Origin of the sequence: Streptococcus oralis subsp. dentisani (assembly GCF_002096335.1) — a bacterium.
In the GTDB taxonomy this organism is placed as follows: Bacteria; Bacillota; Bacilli; order Lactobacillales; family Streptococcaceae; genus Streptococcus; species Streptococcus oralis_Z.
Genome location: NZ_NCUW01000010.1, coordinates 1 through 1,527, shown reverse-complemented (window position 1 = coordinate 1,527; position 1,527 = coordinate 1). Strand labels below are relative to the sequence as shown.

Annotated in this window: 1 pseudogene; it reads left to right on the top strand. The window is 53.9% G+C overall.

The window, feature by feature from the left end:
- A pseudogene (locus B7709_RS10165) lies at positions 1-1,527 on the top strand (hypothetical protein); the annotation flags it as partial.

Sequence of the window (1,527 nt, the reverse complement as noted above, 5' to 3'; positions counted from 1 at the left end):
CTTACTGAGGCACTGGTTGAGGCAGATGCGCTCGCTGATGTACTTGCTGATACTGAAGCACTCGTTGAAGCAGATACGCTCGCTGATGTACTTGCTGATGCTGAAGCACTGGTTGAGGCAGACGCACTCGCTGATGTACTTGCTGATGCTGAGGCACTGGTCGAAGCAGATACGCTCGCTGACGTGCTGGCGCTTACTGAAGCACTCGTTGAGGCAGACGCACTCGCTGACGTACTTGCGCTTGCTGAAGCACTTGTTGAAGCTGAAGCACTTGCCGATGTACTTGCAGAAACTGAAGCGCTTGTTGAAGCAGACGCACTTGCAGATGTGCTTGCACTTACTGAAGCACTCGTTGAAGCAGAGACGCTCGCTGACGTGCTTGCGCTTGCTGAAGCACTTGTTGAAGCTGAAGCACTTGCAGATGTACTTGCAGAAACTGAAGCACTCGTTGAGGCTGATACGCTCGCTGATGTACTTGCTGATGCTGAGGCACTGGTTGAGGCAGACGCACTCGCCAATGTACTTGCTGATACTGAGGCACTGGTTGAGGCGGACACGCTCGCTGACGTACTTGCGCTTACTGAAGCACTCGTTGAAGCAGATACGCTCGCTGACGTGCTGGCACTTACTGAGGCACTCGTTGAAGCAGATGCGCTCGCCGAAGTGCTTGCAGAAACTGATGCACTTGTCGAAGCCGATGCGCTTGCTGATGTGCTAGCACTTACTGAGGCACTGGTTGAGGCAGACGCACTCGCTGAGGTACTTGCTGATGCTGAGGCACTTGTTGAGGCAGATGCGCTCGCTGATGTACTTGCTGATGCTGAGGCACTCGTTGAAGCAGACGCACTCGCTGACGTGCTAGCACTTACTGAGGCACTCGTTGAAGCGGACGCGCTCGCTGATGTACTTGCGCTTACTGAGGCACTGGTTGAAGCGGAGACGCTCGCTGAAGTGCTTGCTGATGCTGACGCGCTCGTTGAAGCCGATGCGCTTGCTGATGCTGAGGCACTTATCGAAGCAGATACGCTCGCTGATGTACTTGCTGAGGCACTTGTTGAAGCCGATGCGCTTGCTGATGTACTTGCACTTACTGAGGCACTTGTCGAAGCAGATACGCTCGCTGACGTGCTTGCTGATACTGAGGCACTGGTTGAAGCGGACGCACTCGCTGATGCTGACGTGCTGGCACTTACTGAAGCACTCGTTGAGGCAGACGCACTCGCTGACGTGCTTGCACTTACTGAGGCACTTGTTGAAGCAGATGCACTCGCTGACGTACTTGCTGAAACTGAAGCACTTGTTGAAGCGGATGCACTTGCCGATGTACTTGCTGAAACTGAAGCACTTGTTGAAGCCGATGCGCTCGCTGACGTGCTAGCTGAAACTGAAGCACTTGTTGAAGCAGATACGCTCGCTGACGTACTTGCGCTTACTGAAGCACTTGTTGAAGCCGATGCGCTCGCTGACGTACTTGCTGAAACTGAAGCGCTTGTTGAGGCAGATACGCTCGCTGACGTACTTGCTGAA